13 protein-coding genes are annotated in these 13,341 nt (G+C 59.1%); 7 read left to right on the top strand and 6 right to left on the bottom strand.

The genetic code is table 11. From position 1 onward, the window contains the following. Positions 1 to 44 precede the first annotated feature (44 nt). The 5 genes from C3F35_RS12185 to rhaM all read left to right on the top strand — a co-directional run bounded on the left by C3F35_RS12185 (position 45) and on the right by rhaM (position 5,631). Complete coding sequence (locus tag C3F35_RS12185) at positions 45 to 1,547, top strand: sugar ABC transporter ATP-binding protein (RefSeq protein WP_103793404.1); 1,503 nt, start codon at positions 45 to 47, stop codon at positions 1,545 to 1,547. Beyond that, a complete protein-coding gene (locus tag C3F35_RS12180; RefSeq protein WP_032615336.1) occupies positions 1,547 to 2,548 on the top strand; it encodes an ABC transporter permease in 1,002 nt (333 codons plus the stop codon). The genes C3F35_RS12185 and C3F35_RS12180 overlap by 1 nt, the downstream gene beginning before the upstream one ends. Beyond that, entirely contained in the window at positions 2,548 to 3,552 is a 1,005-nt protein-coding gene (locus C3F35_RS12175) for an ABC transporter permease (protein ID WP_032615450.1), read from the top strand. Before C3F35_RS12180 ends, C3F35_RS12175 begins: the two co-directional genes overlap by 1 nt. 619 nt (positions 3,553 to 4,171) lie before the next feature. After that, the gene (gene fucO, locus C3F35_RS12170) at positions 4,172 to 5,320 is read left to right on the top strand and encodes a lactaldehyde reductase (RefSeq protein ID WP_032615338.1); all 1,149 of its coding nucleotides are present in this window, start codon (positions 4,172 to 4,174) and stop codon (positions 5,318 to 5,320) included. Beyond that, complete coding sequence (gene rhaM, locus C3F35_RS12165) at positions 5,317 to 5,631, top strand: L-rhamnose mutarotase (protein WP_032615340.1); 315 nt, start codon at positions 5,317 to 5,319, stop codon at positions 5,629 to 5,631. The genes fucO and rhaM overlap by 4 nt, the downstream gene beginning before the upstream one ends. On the opposite strand, the gene C3F35_RS12160 is transcribed toward rhaM, so the two are convergent. The 4 genes from C3F35_RS12160 to C3F35_RS12145 all read right to left on the bottom strand — a co-directional run bounded on the left by C3F35_RS12160 (position 5,619) and on the right by C3F35_RS12145 (position 10,731). Next, positions 5,619 to 6,893, bottom strand: a complete 1,275-nt coding sequence (locus tag C3F35_RS12160) for an MFS transporter (RefSeq protein ID WP_032615342.1) — start codon at positions 6,891 to 6,893, stop codon at positions 5,619 to 5,621. The genes rhaM and C3F35_RS12160 overlap by 13 nt on opposite strands. A 44-nt stretch (positions 6,894 to 6,937) precedes the next feature. Next, positions 6,938 to 9,061: an alpha-galactosidase gene (locus tag C3F35_RS12155; RefSeq protein WP_032615344.1), complete on the bottom strand. Its 2,124-nt coding sequence runs from the start codon at positions 9,059 to 9,061 to the stop codon at positions 6,938 to 6,940. Between the two features lie 104 nt (positions 9,062 to 9,165). After that, the gene (locus C3F35_RS12150; protein ID WP_032615346.1) at positions 9,166 to 10,161 is read right to left on the bottom strand and encodes a substrate-binding domain-containing protein; all 996 of its coding nucleotides are present in this window, start codon (positions 10,159 to 10,161) and stop codon (positions 9,166 to 9,168) included. A 21-nt stretch (positions 10,162 to 10,182) separates the two neighbouring features. Further along, positions 10,183 to 10,731, bottom strand: a complete 549-nt coding sequence (locus C3F35_RS12145; RefSeq protein ID WP_032615348.1) for a helix-turn-helix domain-containing protein — start codon at positions 10,729 to 10,731, stop codon at positions 10,183 to 10,185. A gap of 101 nt (positions 10,732 to 10,832) precedes the next feature. Between C3F35_RS12145 and C3F35_RS12140 the strand changes: the two genes are divergently transcribed. Both C3F35_RS12140 and C3F35_RS12135 read left to right on the top strand, forming a co-directional pair. Further along, positions 10,833 to 11,492 (top strand): AzlC family ABC transporter permease, encoded by a 660-nt coding sequence (locus C3F35_RS12140; protein ID WP_032615350.1) that lies wholly within the window; start codon positions 10,833 to 10,835, stop codon positions 11,490 to 11,492. After that, positions 11,492 to 11,815, top strand: coding sequence for an AzlD domain-containing protein (locus C3F35_RS12135; protein ID WP_103793403.1), 324 nt, complete (start codon positions 11,492 to 11,494; stop codon positions 11,813 to 11,815). Before C3F35_RS12140 ends, C3F35_RS12135 begins: the two co-directional genes overlap by 1 nt. 41 nt (positions 11,816 to 11,856) lie before the next feature. On the opposite strand, the gene C3F35_RS12130 is transcribed toward C3F35_RS12135, so the two are convergent. Both C3F35_RS12130 and fdhD read right to left on the bottom strand, forming a co-directional pair. Then, complete coding sequence (locus tag C3F35_RS12130; protein WP_032615353.1) at positions 11,857 to 12,069, bottom strand: DUF1471 domain-containing protein; 213 nt, start codon at positions 12,067 to 12,069, stop codon at positions 11,857 to 11,859. Positions 12,070 to 12,183: 114 nt separating this feature from the next. Then, positions 12,184 to 13,032, bottom strand: a complete 849-nt coding sequence (gene fdhD, locus C3F35_RS12125; protein ID WP_371320508.1) for a formate dehydrogenase accessory sulfurtransferase FdhD — start codon at positions 13,030 to 13,032, stop codon at positions 12,184 to 12,186. Between the last annotated feature and the right edge of the window lie 309 nt (positions 13,033 to 13,341).

Genomic DNA, 13,341 nt, shown 5'->3' with positions numbered 1-13,341 from the left:
TTTTCCCTCTCCCTGTGGGAGAGGGATACAAGTGGAGAACTATCATGACCCCATTACTGGCGCTCAATGGCATCACCAAGGTTTTCCCTGGTGTACGCGCGCTTGAGAACGTGCAGCTTGAACTCTGGCCCGGCAAAGTCACCGCTCTGATCGGTGAAAACGGCGCGGGCAAATCGACGCTGGTCAAAGTGATGACCGGCATCTACCAGCCCGACGAGGGCGAAATCCTCTACAAAGCCATTCCTATACAGCTGCCGACCCCCGACTCGGCGCATAAGGTGGGCATCACCGCGATTCACCAGGAGACCGTCCTGTTCGATGAGCTGTCGGTCACCGAAAACATTTTTGTCGGTCAGTATCTGTATAAAGGCATTTTCAAAAAGCTCGACTGCCCGGAGATGCACCGTCGGGCGCAGGCGATCCTCACCCGTCTGGAGGTGCAGATTGACCCCCGCGCGACGCTGAAAACCCTGAGCATCGCCCAGCGCCATATGGTCGCAATTGCCCGGGCGCTGTCGTTTGACGCGCAGGTCGTTATTCTCGACGAACCAACGGCGGCCCTGTCCCAGCACGAAATCCTTGAGTTCTATCAGATCGTGGAGCGTTTAAAGCAGGAAGGGAAAGCGATCCTGTTTATCTCGCATAAGTTCGACGAGATTTTTGAACTGGCCGATCACTACACCATTCTGCGCGACGGCGTGTTTGTCGGCGCGGGGGCCATCAATGACATCACCGAAGAGCGGATGGTGGCGATGATGGTGGGCCGCGCCATTACCCAGACCTTCCCGAAGGTGGAATGCGAAAAAGGCGATATCGTGCTGGAGGTGCAGGATCTCTGCCACCCGACCGAGTTCGCGAACATCACTTTTACCCTGCGCAAAGGTGAGATCCTCGGCTTCTACGGGCTGGTGGGCGCCGGGCGTACCGAGCTGATGCAGGCGCTCTCCGGCGTCTCGCGCCCTTCTTCCGGCAGCATTGTGCTGAACGGTAAAGAACAGCATTTCCGCCAGCCAGCGGATGCCATCAAAGCCGGGATCGTCTGCGTGCCTGAAGAGCGCCAGAAGCAGGGGGCGATTATCGAACTGTCGATTGCGCAGAACATCAGCCTGCCACAGCTCAACAAACTCAACGCCAACGGCGTGCTGAATGACGATCGCGAGTGGCAACTGGCAGACGAATATGCGAAGCGGCTGCAAGTAAAAGCCTTTAGCTGGAAACAGGCGGTCGAAACTCTCTCTGGCGGCAACCAGCAGAAAGTGGTGATCGGCAAGTGGCTGGCAACCCACCCGGACGTAATCATCCTCGATGAACCGACCAAAGGGATCGATATCGGCTCCAAAGCGGCGGTGCATCAGTTTATGTCCGAGCTGGTCGGCCAGGGGCTGGCGGTGATCATGGTCTCCTCCGAACTGCCGGAAGTGATGGGCATGGCTGACAGGATCATCGTCATGCATGAAGGGTTAATGGTGGCGGAATATCAGGCGGGGGGCGCAACGGCTGAAACCATCGTCAGCGCCGCCAGCGGTGCCAGACAGGAGGCCGCATAATGGTGCAACAGCTGCTTAAACACCGCGAGGCCTTACTGGCGGCGGTGATTGTGCTGATGGTTATCGCCATCGGCGCGCGTGCCCCGTCGTTTATCGCGCCGGGCAACCTGGTGGAGATATTTAACGACACCTCCATTCTGATCATTCTTGCCCTCGGGCAGATGATGGTGCTGCTCACCAAAGGCATTGACCTGTCGATGGCGGCAAACCTGGCGCTGACCGGGATGATTGTCGCCCTGATTAACTTCCATTACCCCGATGTGCCGGTCTGGGCGCTGCTGATCCTGGCGACCGCGCTGGGCCTGCTGATGGGTATCATCAACGGCCTGCTGGTATGGAAAATGGGCATTCCGGCGATTGTGGTGACGCTGGGCACCATGAGCATCTACCGCGGGATTATCTTTCTGCTCTCCGGCGGCGGCTGGGTGAACTCCAACCAGATGGGTGCCGATTTCCTCGGCCTGCCACGGGCATCGGTGCTGGGTTTGCCGGTGCTGAGCTGGTGCGCCATTGCCGCGTTGCTGCTGGTGGGCTATTTCCTGCGCTACAGCCGTACCGGGCGCGCACTGTACACCGCAGGCGGTAACGCCACGGCGGCTTATTACACCGGGATCAACGCCGGAAAAATGCAGTTCGTCAGCTTCTGCCTCTCCGGGGCCCTGGCCGGGTTCTGCGGCTATCTGTGGATCTCGCGCTTTGCGGTGGCCTATGTCGATGTGGCAAACGGCTTTGAGCTGCAGGTGGTAGCGGCCTGCGTCATCGGCGGCATCAGCACCATGGGCGGTACGGGCCGGGTGTTGGGTTGCCTGTGCGGGGCGCTGTTCCTCGGGGTGATCAACAACGCCCTGCCGGTGATTGGCGTGTCGCCGTTCTGGCAGATGGCCATCTCCGGGACGGTGATCGTGATTGCGGTGCTGCTCAATGAACGTGGCAACAAACGCAAAGGACGGCTGATCCTGCGCGATGCGGCGCTGGCTCGTCAGAAACAGGCGGTGAGATGATGAGTAAAATAATGACGTCTGAAGAGATTAAACATGCCCCCGCCCCGGCGGGCATCTTCCAGCGCCTGCTGTGCTGGGAAGGTTTTCTGCTGGCGGTAACGCTGGCGGTATTCGTGGGTAACGCCCTGGCCTCCCCTTACTTCCTCGATATCTGGAACCTGTCGGATGCGACGTTCAACTTTACCGAAAAAGCGATCATCGTGTTGCCGATGGCAATGCTGATTATCGCCCGGGAAATTGATCTGTCGGTGGCCTCCACTATCGCCCTCAGCTCCACGGTGATGGGCTTTTGCGCGGCGGCCGGGCTGGATACGCCGCTGCTGGTCTGCGTGGGCTTAGGCGTTGGGCTGCTGTGCGGGCTGTTCAACGGCCTGCTAGTGACCCGCTTTAACTTGTCCTCGATTGTGATCACCATCGGCACCATGAGCCTCTATCGCGGCATCACCTACATTCTGCTGGGCGACCAGGCGCTGAACACTTGGCCGGAGAGCTTCGCCTGGTTTGGTCAGGGGTATGTCTGGGGCGCGCTGTCGTTTGAGTTCGCGCTCTTTATCGTGCTGGCCATCCTGTTTGCCTTCGTGCTGCACAAGACCAACTTCGGGCGTCGCACCTACGCCATCGGCAACAATCCGACCGGGGCCTGGTATTCCGGCATCAACGTGAAGCGTCACAACCTGATCCTCTTTGCCCTGGTGGGGCTGATGGCCGGGCTGGCCTCGGTGCTGCTTACCTCGCGTCTGGGCAGTACCCGCCCGACCATTGCGATGGGTTGGGAGCTGGCGGTGGTGACCATGGCGGTGCTGGGCGGCGTCAATATTCTCGGCGGTTCCGGCAGCATGGTGGGCGTGATTATCGCCGCCTTCCTGATGGGATTGGTCACCTTTGGCCTGAGCCTGCTCAACGTGCCGGGCATTGTGATGTCGGTGATCATCGGCGCCATGCTGATTGTGGTGATCTCCCTGCCGATCATCACCCGCCGGATTATGCAGCGAAGACGGATGTAATCCCCTCACCCCTGCCCTCTCCCCAAAGGGGAGAGGGAGAAAAGCCGCACGGTGCAGTGCCTTCGCCCCTCAGGGAGAGAGAAAGGCCGCACGGTGCAGTCCCCTCGCCCCTTCGGGCAGAGAGAGAAAGGCCGCACGGTGCAGCGCCCTCGCCCCTTCGGGCTGAGAGAGAAAGGCCGCACGGTGCAGTCCCCTCGCCCCTCTGGGCAGAGGGAGAAAGGCCGCACGGTGCAGCGCCCTCGCCCCTTTGGGCAGAGAGAGGCCGCACGGTGCAGTGCCCCCGCTCCTTTGGGCTGAGGGAGAAAGGCCGCACGGTGCAGTGCCCCCGCCCCTTTAGGCAGAGGGAGAAAGGCCGCACGGTGCAGCGCCCTCGCCCCTTTGGGCAGAGAGAGAAAGGCCGCACGGTGCAGTGCCCTCGCCCCTTTGGGCAGAGAGAGAAAGGCCGCACGGTGCAGCACCCTCGCCCCTTTGGGCAGAGAGAGAAAGGCCGCACGGTGCAGCGCCCCCGCCCCTTTGGGCAGAGGGAGAAAGGCCGCACGGAACAGTCCCCTCGCCCCTTTGGGGAGAGGGTTAGGGTGAGGGGCCCAGATTTGCAAAATCACCATTAAGGAGAATTATCATGAGCTTTATGTTGGCGCTGCCTAAAATCAGCCTGCACGGCGCAGGCGCAATCGGCGATATGGTTAAGCTGGTGGCAAACAAACAGTGGGGCACGGCGTTGATTGTCACCGACGGTCAGCTGGTAAAAATGGGCCTGCTCGACAGCCTGTTTACCGCCCTCGACGCGCAGCAGATGTCGTATCACCTGTTCGACGCGGTTTTCCCTAACCCGACCGAAGCACTGGTGCAGCAGGGTTATGCCGCGTATCAGGATGCGCAGTGTGATTACATTATTGCCTTCGGCGGCGGCAGCCCGATCGATACCGCCAAAGCGATTAAAATCCTCACCGCCAACCCTGGCCCCTCTACCGCTTACTCCGGCGTCGGCAAAGTGATCAACGCGGGCGTGCCGCTGGTGGCGATCAACACCACTGCAGGCACGGCAGCAGAGATGACCAGCAACGCGGTCATTATCGACGCCGAACGGCAGGTCAAAGAGGTGATCATCGACCCGAACATCATCCCGGATATCGCCGTGGATGACGCCAGCGTAATGCTCGATATTCCGGCTGCCGTGACGGCGGCCACCGGGATGGATGCCCTGACCCACGCCATCGAAGCCTATGTCTCCGTTGGTGCGCACCCGCTGACTGACGCCAACGCCCTGGAGTCCATTCGCCTGATCGCCCACTGGCTGCCGGAAGCGGTAGACAACGGGCATAACCTGGAGGCGCGCGAGCAGATGGCCTTCGGCCAGTATCTGGCGGGTATGGCCTTTAACAGCGCCGGGCTTGGGCTGGTGCACGCCCTCGCCCACCAGCCGGGGGCAACGCACAACCTGCCGCACGGCGTGTGCAATGCCATCCTGCTGCCGATTATCGAAAACTTTAACCGTCCGAACGCCGTGGCACGATTTGCCCGCGTGGCGCAGGCGATGGGCGTCGATACCCGCGGCATGAGTGATGAAGCCGCAAGCATGTCGGCCATTCAGGCGATTCGTGACCTGAGCGCCCGCGTCGGTATTCCCTCTGGTTTCAGCAAGCTTGGCGTCACCAAAGCCGACATCGAAGGCTGGCTCGACAAAGCCCTCGCCGACCCGTGCGCCCCCTGCAACCCGCGCAGCGCCAGCCGTGACGAGGTGCGCGAACTCTATCTGGAGGCATTATGATCCGCAAAGCCTTTGTGATGCAGGTAAACCCTGACGCACACGAGGAGTATGAACGTCGCCACAACCCGATCTGGCCCGAGCTGGAAGCGGTGCTGAAAGACCACGGCGCGCACAACTACGCCATTTATCTGGATAAATCCCGCAACCTGCTGTTCGCCACGGTGGAGATCGAATCGGAAGAGCGCTGGAACGCGGTAGCGAATACCGACGTTTGCCAGCGCTGGTGGAAATATATGGGGGAGGTGATGCCGTCTAACCCGGACAACAGCCCGGTGAGTACCGGGCTGCAAGAGGTGTTTTACCTGGCCTGATGTGTTAACGCTGCCGCGCTCGCGGCAGCGATATCCCGCTTATTGCTCAACGTAAAGGCTGACAACACCGTCACCGCCAGTACAAAACAGCCCAGCATCAGATAGGTATCCTGGAAGCCGATCCGGTCATACATATTCCCGGCAAACGCGGAGAGGAAAATCGCCGCCAGCTGTTTGGCAAAGTTGAAGCCAATCAGGTAGATGGTCGCAGACAGGCGAGTATCGAACACGCCAGTAATGTATTTGAAAGCCCCCACCAGCAGGAACGGCACTTCCAGCGCGTGCAGCATCTTCAGGGCCACCACTTCGACGGCAGTGGTCGCAAATGACGAACCAATGATGCGCGTCGCCATGATCACCCCGGCAATCAGCAACGTATTTTTTGCGCCAATGCGGTTAATGATCCACGGCGAACAGAACATGATGATGGCGTTGCAGATCTCCCCGGCGGTGGTCGCAAAGCCGAATGCCCGCGTGCCTTCCTCCGGCGTGGCGAAGAAGGTTTTAAAGAACGTGGCGAACTGCTGATCGAAGACGTCGTACACGCAGGCCACGCCAATCACGTACAAAATGAACATCCACATTTTGCGCTGGCGGAACAGGTTAAACACGGTTCTGGCGGTGATCTGCGGCTGGTTTGCACCGAGGGCGTTCATCACCTGGGCGGTCTGGTTAGGCTTCGGTTTTGCCACCACCAACAGCACCATCAACACCAGCGCCGCCGCGGAACCCATCCAGAACACATAGGAGGGATCAATCCCGAACAGGATGCCGCCCGTTGAGGCGCACAGCCCCCAGCCGAGACAGCCAAACATTCGCGCCTTGCCGTACTCAAAGAAGCTGTTGCGGCTCACGCGCTCAATGTAGGCCTCAATCGCGCCCGACCCTGCCGAGAAGACGAAGCCGATATAGATCCCACCGCTCAGCGCCCCGAGCCAGATATTGGTCTTCAGCAGCGGAGCAAAGACGTAGAGGAAGAACGGCGCGAACAGAAACAGCAGTACCGCGATGATCCACAGCAGGTGTTTTTTCAGCCCCAGCTTGTCCGACACCACACCCAGCACCGGCTGGAACGAGATGGCAAACAGCGAGATGCAGGAGAAGACGATCCCGGTATGGGTTTTATTCAGGCCGATGATGTCCGACAGCCAGATCGGCAGGAACGGAAAGCAGGTGGCCATGATGAAGAAGTAGAGAAAGAAGAACGATCCGAAGATCCAGAAGTTCGGGTTGTCTTTGTGGGTACAGGTGGTCGTATTCATTATTTTTATCCTCAACACAGGGCCGGTTGCCCGGCCCATTACCCTTATACGCGTTCAACGCCAATCAGGATGGCAGTTTCCGGGTCCAGAACCGGCAGGGCAAGCCCCGCCTGCATCAGCCATTCGCCGCTCACCGTCTGCGGGGATTCCATCCACGCCGGCAGCTTGCGCATGGTGTGCCCCCCCTCACCGGTCAGGCGAATATTGGGGTGATCGAGCAGCGTGATGCGGTACTGCGCGCTGGCCGTCAGCCCCGGCATACGCAGCGGCATCATCAGAGTGTAATCAGGCATTGCCAACTGGCTGACAATAAACAGCCCCTGACGCTGGTCCTGACTCACTATCCCCTGCGCCAGCGTGGTGCTGTCGGGCATATCCACCCGCCACTGGGTGCCGTGGTGGATCACCTCGCGCCACTGCTTATGCAGGGCCGCATAGTGCCGGTAGCCTTCGCGCTCCTGCTCATCCACGGCGAGAGGGTCCAGCTCCAGCCCCATATGGCCAAACAGCGCCGTCAGGCCACGGAAGGCGATACTGTGCTGGCGGAAGGTGGCATGGCATTTATGATGACCGATATGCGCGCCCATCACCTCCGGCGGGAAGAAGTAGCTCATGCCACGCTGGATAGTGTTGCGTTCCAGCGCGTCATTGTTATCCGATGCCCAGAAGCGGTGGCAGCGGGTCAGGACTTCATAATCGATACGCCCGCCGCCGGAAGAGCAGGATTCAAATTCCACATGGGGGAAGCGTTCGCCAAGGGTATCCAGCAGGCGGTAGAACTGTCGGGTCTGGGCGTCGGCAGCGGCTTTGCCGTTATGGCCCGGCTGCACCAGCTCACGATTCATGTCCCACTTCACATAGTCCACCGCGTGCTCACCCAGCAGCCAGCTCATGCGCTCCAGCAGATAATTGAAGGCAGCAGGAATGTTGAGGTTCAGCACCCACTGGTGGCGGCCAGTGGCCTGCTCATAACCCGGTAAGGCCAGCACCCAGTCCGGGTGAGCGCGGTACAGATCGGAGTTGGGGTTAATCATCTCCGGCTCGACCCAGATGCCAAACTCCATACCGAGGCTTTTGACGTGATTAATCACCGGCGTTAAGCCGTTGGGGTATTTCTGCTCGTCGAGATACCAGTCGCCCAGCGCCGCATGGTCGTCATTGCGCCCTTTAAACCAGCCATCATCGATGATAAAGCGCTCCACGCCCAGCGAGGCCGCTTCGTCTGCCATCCGCATGATGTACTCAGGATCGTGGTTAAAGTAGATCCCCTCCCAGGTATTGAGGTGTACCGGGCGCGGTTTGTTCTCCGGGAAGCGAATGATGTTGTCACGCAGATAGCGGTGGAACTGCTGGCTCATGCCGTTCAGCCCCTGGGCGGAGTAGCTGGCATAAAGGCGTGGCGTCCACAGTGTTTCGCCCTCCTCCACCGCCATTTCACCCGGCAGATAGAGCGCTTCGGCCTGCAAATAACGACGGCCATCGGTTTTGGCCTCCGCGCGCAGACGATGGTTGCCGCTCCAGCCCAGATGGACGCCCCAGACGTCACCGTGCATTTCACTGAAGCCCGGCGTGCCGCTGATCAGCGCCGGGAAATGCTCATGGGAGCTGCGGCCGCGGCGGTTTTCAATCACAAAGCTGTCGTGCTCCAGCAGCAGGCGATGCGGCTGGAATTCGCGGATCCAGCGGCCATGAAACGCCATAACTTCGCGGGCACGTTCCGCCAGTGGCAGGGTGACGGCCAGGCGGTCAACCTGCCACGGCTGGCTTTTGAGATTGGTCAGGCCGTGGCGGATCGCCAGTACGCCGCTGTCATCGAGGGCGATCTCACTGGTCAGACGCAGGCCGGCCTGGTCATCTTCGGCGGTGAGGGTCAGGGTTTGTCCCTGCTGCGATACCGCGACGGTACGGAACTGCGGCGAGCCATCCCGTCCCTGGCGGTGGCCTTCAATGCCCGGCGCGCCGAACAGACCGTGACTGAGTTCAGCCATAAGCGTGACCGGCGAATCAACATCCAGTCTGCCGTTGGCAATCGGGCGGGAAAGCGTTTCCGCATCCTGCGGCGAAAAGTGGCGAAGGTGCGGCCCCCAGTAAAGAATTTCGGCGAACGGATGGGTTTTGATCACCACATCAACCGTTTCGCTCGCGAGTCGTAATACTGCCTCTTGCATCGGACATCTCCTGTCATCGGGATATCCTGAGTGTTGATCCGAAACGTTTCGGATACAAACCAAAACGTTTCGGATTTGTGATCGGGTTTAGATATTGGGGAAATTTATGCCGTCTGGCCAGGCGAGAATTCTGGCTGCCACAGCACCTGAAGCTGGCTGATTTCTTCACCGTTAATCAGTTGAAGGACCATATCGGCGATCTGCTTGCCCACCCCCTGGCGGGTGGACTGGATCACCGCCGCCACGTCGATATCGACAATGCTGTCCTGCGGCAGGCCATCGTAAACTACCAGCGCAACGGCATCCTCGCCTGTTAAGCGCCCCATCTGCGCCAGCGCCATTGCGGCGCCGTCGCCATGGGTGTTGCAATCAGTGACGATCGCCGTGGGGGCGACATCCAGCGCCAGCAGTTCCTGCGTGGTGGTGTAACCCGCCCGGCGTGAAGGAGGCATGGTGCGCAGCCATTCGCTGGAAAGGCCCGCTTCTTTCAGGGCGTCGAGGTAGCCCTGACGGCGCTGGGTAATAAACGCCTGATTGTTGCTCTCACCCAGCAGCGCAATACGCTGATGCCCGCCCTCGATTAAGCGCCGGGTTGCGTTGAAGGTGCCCGCATAGTTGTCGAAATCGAACCAGGCGTAGGGCTTTGGCAGATGGCTGCGGCCCAGTGCCAGGAAGGGGAATCCGGCGGCCTGCAGTTGCTCGAGGCGCGGATCGTTATCCAGGGTATGGGCCACGATCAGCGCATCCACACGGCGGCTTTGCACCATGCGCATGTAGCTGTGTTTGTCGGCCAGATCGTCATCGGCAATCAACAGCAGATCGATCTCATGTTGCGCCAGTTCGTGGCTAATTTCGCCGACCATGTCCATAAAGACGCTGTTATTGAGCGGAACGGGATGCACCGGAAAGACCAGTCCCACGGCGTCGATTTTGCCCATCTTCAAACGGCGGGCAAAGGTGTTCGGGCGATAGCCGCGGCGCTGCGCTTCGGCTTCCACGCGGGCGCGCGTCTCGCTGGAAACGTCAAAATAGCCGTTGAGGGCGCGGCTCACCGTCGTTACCGACAGTCCCAGTTCTTTAGCAATGGCTTTAAGCGACATGATTATCCGTGTCTTCGTGTGTCAGTTTTGTTCCGCCACCATAAGCGCCAGGGTATCTGGCTCAAGCGCTTTGAAGAGATGCGGCTGGTCGGCAGGATAGCAAATATAGTCTCCAATCCCGAGCGCTTCCGGTGCGTCGGTGAGACCAACCAGCGCCTTTCCCTTCATGATGACAATATGCTCAACCGAACCCGGCGGGTGCGGATGGGAAATACGGTCAGCCCCGGGCTGCGCCATCAGGATATAGATATCGCGTCGCGCACCCGGCGGACAGGCCGCCAGTAAAATGGCCTCATAGTTGGCCTGTTCAGCAATGACTTTCGTCCCTTCGCCAAGGCGGATCACCTGGGTAGTGGGCTGTTGCGGTTCGAGCAAACGGGCAAAAGGGATATCCAGCGCCACGCACAGCGACCATAAGGTTTCGAGGCTAGGATTACCATTCCCGGACTCCAGCTGGGAAAGGGTGGATTTGGCGATCCCGGCACGGCGAGCGATTTCCGCCAGTGAAAGCCCGGTCCGCATGCGCTCCCGCACCAGACTTTTAGCGATTACGCTGATTGGCTGCGTCATAATGAGTCTCGTGTTCTATAAAACGAACGAATCGTTCATCTTGATAAACGAATGTGATGCGTTCATTATAATGGATACTCGTTCGATATGGCTAAATATGTATGAAACAGACTTTCTCTTGTCTTAACGGCGACACCATCAAGGCGATTATTCTCGTGTGTCTGGCGGTGGGCGTTGTGGGGATGTCCTACGGCTCGCTGGCGATGGCGTATGGCTTCCCGCTGTGGGTGCCCTTTGTGCTCTCTATTTCGGTGCTGGCAGGTGCATCGGAATTTATGTTTATCGGCATCGTCGCCAGCGGGGGCAATCCCCTTGCCGCAGCGGCGGCCGGGCTGCTGGTTAACGCCCGCCATGTGCCGTTTGGCGTAACGGTGCGCGATCTGGTGGGTAAACGCGGCGCCAGCTTGCTGGGCTGCCACATCATGAATGACGAAAGCGTGGTGTTTGGCCTGTCGCAAAAAACGCCGGAACAGCGTAAAGCAGCCTACTGGCTCTGTGGTCTGGGAGTCGCCATCATCTGGCCGCTGGGCACGCTGCTGGGGGCGATGGTCGGCAAACTGCTGCCGGAGCCGGAAACCATCGGGTTGGATGCGGTGTTCCCGGCCATTTTACTGGCCTTAGTCGTCCCGGCCTTTAAGAACCGCACAACGCTTATCCGCGCCTGTAGCGGTGCTGCGTTGTCGCTGGCCGCCGTGCCCTTTGCGCCGGTGGGGCTGCCGGTGCTGCTCTCTCTGCTTGGCCTCGCGGCGAGGAAAAAATAATGCAAAACATGACCGTTTTTATTCTCGGCATCGCCCTGCTGTCGGCGGGCACCTACCTGATGCGTCTCGGCGGAGCCAAACTGGGCAGCCGGTTAGCGTTATCTGAACGCGCCCAGGCCCTGCTGTCGGATGCAGCAACGGTGCTGCTGTTTTCAGTGGCGCTGGCGACCACTTTCTATGAAGGGGAACATTTTGCCGGGATGGCGCGGGTGCTGGGTGTGGCCTTTGCGGTGTTTCTGGCCTGGCGCAAGGTGCCGTTGATTGGGGTGATCGTCGCGGCAGCCGTGGTGACGGCCTTGCTGCGTCTGGCAGGTATAAACTAAAAAAGCGCCCCGGGGGCGCTCTTTCGACAAAAACGTTGCTTTTATTTGTTCAGTTCAGCGGTCATGTGTACACGGTTACCGGCGAAAGCCTGAGTAATAGTGTAAGAAGACGCGCCTGCCTGTTCAGCCTGAGCGGCGATTTTGGCTTCTGCGCCATCAATGGTGCTGGCGGATGCGGTAACAGACTGCGCTGCGAAAGAACCGAATGATGTTGCCAGAGCGATTACTGCTACAAAAGTTTTGATGCTTTTCATGATAGAGACCCTTGCGATTAGTTGTTGGTGTAAGGCACCGTGCCTTGATGTGATAAATAATAGGCCTCATCACCGACAACTGAAAGCAGAAGGATTTGCTAAAAGAATTCAAATTTATTGAACAATAGTCAACCGCTGTGGATGGGTGTAGATCGTGGCTTTTCCCGGCTTGCAGAACCCCACCAGCGTCAGGTTGCAACGCTCGGCCACTTCCACTGCCAGCGTGGTGGCGGCGGATACCGCAAACAGGATCTCGACCCCGCACATGGCCGCCTTTTGCACCATCTCGTAGCTGGCCCGGCTGGAGACCAGCGCAGCCCCCTGCTGCCAGACGGCGCTCTCTCCCGCGCGGCGGCCCAGCAGTTTATCCAGCGCCACATGGCGTCCGACATCTTCATGCCCGCCTGCGATCTCGCCCGACGGTAATACCCAGGCGGCGGCGTGGGTGCAGCCGCTCAGATTGCCGACCGGCTGTACCACGTGAAGGTTGTTCAGCGCCATATCAAGGTTCGCCAGGCTGAAGGTCTGGCTAAAAGGCAACGGGGTGATGGGTTTGCCAATGTCGTTCAACTGCTCCACACCGCACACACCGCAGCCGGTGCGTCCGGCCAGCGCGCGGCGGCGCTCTTTAAGGGCCATAAAGCGACGGCTGGAGAGTTCAATTTGCACCTCCATGCCGTTGCAGACCTGCACCACATCCATCCCGTAAATCTCCTGCGGGTGGTCGATAATGCCCTCAGAGAGTGAAAAACCGATGGCAAAGAGCGTCAGATCTTTTGGCGACGCCATCATTACGACGTGCGAGATACCGTTGTAGACCAGCGCCACGGGCACCTCTTGCGCAATCCAGTCCGGGATAGGTTGGTTGAGTTGAGGGGGTCTGCGTACCTCGCACGCCACGACGCCGACGGGCTGGGAGGAGGTATCTCGGATTTGTTTTAGCACGACTTCGTTCCTGGGCAACTTCGCAATTAAGGGGGCTATTGCAGCATAAATAGCAGCGGTTCGCCCCAGAGATGGATCAATTTTTCGTCCGGGCGTCCGTAGACCGGTTTTACCTCCTGGGGAGGAGGAGATCGAATGAGTTGATACAGTCTTGTAACACACAAAATCAATAACGTGATTTAGTTCACATTTCTAAATTAGCAAGCTTAGAATTCGTTCACTTTGTTTTAACTACATTCAAACAAGCCTACCGACAATGTGGTATTCTGCGCTCTATCCCTCAAGGAATTGTGGGAATACAAAATTCCAACCCTTTGCGGTTATTTT

The organism is Leclercia sp. LSNIH3, from assembly GCF_002935105.1.
Classification (GTDB): Bacteria; Pseudomonadota; Gammaproteobacteria; order Enterobacterales; family Enterobacteriaceae; genus Enterobacter; species Enterobacter adecarboxylatus.
The sequence above is the reverse complement of the archived record's forward strand: the minus strand, read 5'-3'. Positions and strand labels throughout refer to the sequence as shown.

What these genes read in the sequence shown, in the direction of transcription:
- C3F35_RS12180 (WP_032615336.1), top strand. Translation starts at nt 1,547, where the DNA reads ATGGTGCAACAGCTGCTTAAACACCGCGAGGCCTTACTGGCGGCGGTG.
- C3F35_RS12185 (WP_103793404.1), top strand. Translation starts at nt 45, where the DNA reads ATGACCCCATTACTGGCGCTCAATGGCATCACCAAGGTTTTCCCTGGT.
- C3F35_RS12130 (WP_032615353.1), bottom strand. Translation starts at nt 12,069, where the DNA reads ATGAAAAGCATCAAAACTTTTGTAGCAGTAATCGCTCTGGCAACATCA.
- C3F35_RS12160 (WP_032615342.1), bottom strand. Translation starts at nt 6,893, where the DNA reads ATGAATACGACCACCTGTACCCACAAAGACAACCCGAACTTCTGGATC.
- C3F35_RS12175 (WP_032615450.1), top strand. Translation starts at nt 2,548, where the DNA reads ATGAGTAAAATAATGACGTCTGAAGAGATTAAACATGCCCCCGCCCCG.
- C3F35_RS12150 (WP_032615346.1), bottom strand. Translation starts at nt 10,161, where the DNA reads ATGTCGCTTAAAGCCATTGCTAAAGAACTGGGACTGTCGGTAACGACG.
- C3F35_RS12155 (WP_032615344.1), bottom strand. Translation starts at nt 9,061, where the DNA reads ATGCAAGAGGCAGTATTACGACTCGCGAGCGAAACGGTTGATGTGGTG.
- fucO (WP_032615338.1), top strand. Translation starts at nt 4,172, where the DNA reads ATGAGCTTTATGTTGGCGCTGCCTAAAATCAGCCTGCACGGCGCAGGC.
- C3F35_RS12145 (WP_032615348.1), bottom strand. Translation starts at nt 10,731, where the DNA reads ATGACGCAGCCAATCAGCGTAATCGCTAAAAGTCTGGTGCGGGAGCGC.
- rhaM (WP_032615340.1), top strand. Translation starts at nt 5,317, where the DNA reads ATGATCCGCAAAGCCTTTGTGATGCAGGTAAACCCTGACGCACACGAG.
- C3F35_RS12135 (WP_103793403.1), top strand. Translation starts at nt 11,492, where the DNA reads ATGCAAAACATGACCGTTTTTATTCTCGGCATCGCCCTGCTGTCGGCG.
- C3F35_RS12140 (WP_032615350.1), top strand. Translation starts at nt 10,833, where the DNA reads ATGAAACAGACTTTCTCTTGTCTTAACGGCGACACCATCAAGGCGATT.